Below are 2,857 nucleotides of genomic sequence, written 5' to 3'. Positions count from 1 at the left end.
GCACCTCGCTGACCTCCGAGCAGGTCGCGGCCCTGACCCACGACATCGTCTGGCTCGAATCGCATCAGGTGAATGGCGAGAACGTGCTGGTGCCGGTGCTGTACATGGCCCACGCCAACAACCGCCTGGCCGCCAACGGCGCGCTGATCGCCGGGCAGGACATCAGCCTGATCGCCGGCAAGGACCTGCTCAACGCCGGCACCCTGCGCGCCACCAACAACCTCTCGGCCAAGGCCGGCAACGACCTGGTCAACAGCGGGCTGATCGAAGCCGGCAATCGCCTGGACCTGCTGGCGGGCAACAACCTGGTGAACAAGGCGGGCGGTATCATCGCCGGTCGCGATGTGAACCTGAGCGCGCTCAACGGCGACCTGATCAATGAACGCACGGTCACCAGCCACCAGAACAGCGGCGGCGATCTGCAACAGCGGCGTGACTTCCTCGACAGCGCCGCGCGTATCGAAGCCGCCAACGACCTGACGCTCAAGGCCGGTCGTGACTTCAACAACGCCGCTGGCGTGCTGCAAGCCGCGCGCGACACCACCATCAACGCCGGCCGGGATGCCAACCTTACCGCTGTCGAACAGCAGGACAACGAGACTCGGACCAACTCCCTGCACACCAGCACCAGCCAGCACGGCTCGGTGCTCACCAGCGGTCGCGACCTGACAATCAACAGCGGCCGCGATCTGTCGGCCATCGCCAGCCAGATCGACGCCAAACGCAACCTCGCCATGGCCGCCACCGGCAACCTGACCCTGGCCTCGGCGGCGGACGAGCAGCACTCGTACTCCAGTTCCAAGAAGTACAAGGGCCAGTCCGACAAGGTCAGCCAGGTCTCCACGGCGGTGACCGCGGGTGGCAGCGTGGCCCTCAGTGCCGGCAAGGATCTGGAGCTGATTGCCAGCCGGGTGAGTGCGGGGGATGAGGCGTATCTGGTGGCCGGCGGCAACCTGGCGCTGGAGTCCGCGGAAGACAGCAACTACAGCTTCTACAGCAAGACCAAGAAGAGCTCGTCGGGCAAGAAGAGTCGGCTTGATGAGGTGGCGAGTACGACCAATATCGGCAGCATGGTGACCTCAGGTGGCAACAGTACCTTGGTCGCTGGTGAAGATCTGCAGCTCAAGGGAAGTGGCGTCACTTCGGAGAGAGGTGCTGCTCGTTTGGTGGCAGGCAATGATGTCGAGATTGTTGCTGTAACGGATTCGAGCAGTGCCCGTCACGAAAGCAGTAAAAGCAAGAGCAGTTGGGGCGGCCTGAAGTCCAGCAAGGTTCAGGACCGAGTCAGTGAAACCCGTACCGATGCCGTGGGCAGCATGGTGTCGGGTGACACCGTCAGTGTGGTAGCTGGCCGTGATACGGCGGTAACCGGCTCTTCACTGGTCAGTACCGGCGACCTCAGCGTGCAGACGGGGCGGGACCTGACCATTGATGCGGCAGAAAACACCTTTTCCCGTACTGAGATGCACAAGGCCAAGAGCCGGGATCTGACAGGCGTTCTGACCGCTAACAAGGGTGGGCTGGATGACATTACTGGCAATCAACACCTGTCGATCGGTAGCCAGAAACATAACGGCAACGCCCAGGAAACCACTCTGACTGGAAGCACAATAGGTTCGAGTGGCGGTAATGTTCTGCTGACCGCTGGACGTGAGCTCACAGTCGTCGCCAGTGATCTCGTCAGCACCAAGGATATGTCCTTGCGTGGTGCGGACGTGACCATCGTTTCAGGCGTTGAAACCGCTAAACAAAGCAGCACCGATAGCTCCAAGAGTCTGGCGGTGGGCCGAGTGATCGGTGGAATGGTGGTCGATACCGTCAAAAGTATCCGCAATGACGTACGCGCCGCCCAGGAGGCCGATGACAGTCGGCTCAAAGCTGTAAAGGGCGCGCAGGCACTGCTGTCCGCCTATAACGCTGTTGGGAATTTGAGTTCAGGGTCGGCCCAGGAGTCGGAAGGCAAGCCAGCGAACAGTAGCGGATCGCTGATAAAGATCGGCACTGAGCTGGGTTCCACTCGAAGTAAAAGCACCAGCGAATACAGCAGTGAAACCGCCAAGCAGTCGACGCTGACCAGTGGCGCTGGTCTGGCTATTGTTGCAACTGGCAATGCGGTTGGATCTCAAGGCGATATCCATATGGTGGGGAGTGCGCTCAAAGCCGAGAACACCCTGCTGCAGGCCAAAAATGACATCATTCTGGAGAGTGCCCAAAACCAGGCGCAGTGGGATAACCAGAATCGCAACAGCAAGACCAGTATCGGCGCCAGCTTCAATATTGGCGATCAGAACGGCTTCACCCTCGATCTCGGGGCGCAGATGGCAAAAGGCATGGGCACGGGCCACTCGGTCACCCAGGTCAACAGCACGGTGGATACTGGCCTGCTCATGCTGAAAAGCGGTCAGGACACCACCTTGGCGGGGGCGCAGGTACGAGCCGATACCATCAAGGCGGAGGTAGGCGGCAACCTCAATATTGCCTCCCGGCAGGATGAAGCCGATCAGAAAAACCGGCAGACCAGTGGCGGTTTCGGCGCCAGCATCTGTGTTCCGCCGTTCTGCTACGGCTCCATGGTCAGCGCCAGCGGCAATATCGCTGGTAGCAAGATGGACAGCAATTACCAGGCGGTGACTGACCAGACCGGGCTGTATGTAGGTAAAGGGGGATACGACATTTATGTCGGGGCCAATACCCAGCTGCAAGGCGCGGTGATTGCCAGTGAAGCCAGTGCCGACAAGAACCATCTCGACACCGGTCGCCTGATCGTCAGCGACATCAAGAACACCAGCGACATCAAAAGCCAGTCGGCCAGCCTGAGTGCTTCTTACACCAGCACCAAATGGGACAAACCGGGACA

1 protein-coding gene is annotated in these 2,857 nt (G+C 60.3%); it reads left to right on the top strand.

What is annotated here, in order from left to right; translation table 11 throughout:
* A partial coding sequence (locus tag PVZ80_RS09195; protein WP_273863719.1) for a hemagglutinin repeat-containing protein occupies positions 1-2,857 on the top strand: 2,857 nt, incomplete at both ends.

The organism is Pseudomonas sp. B3G-3 (genome assembly GCF_028640915.1).
Classification (GTDB): Bacteria; Pseudomonadota; Gammaproteobacteria; order Pseudomonadales; family Pseudomonadaceae; genus Aquipseudomonas; species Aquipseudomonas chlororaphis_I.
Note: the sequence above shows the minus strand (reverse complement) of the source record. Positions and strands in the feature narration are given on the sequence as shown.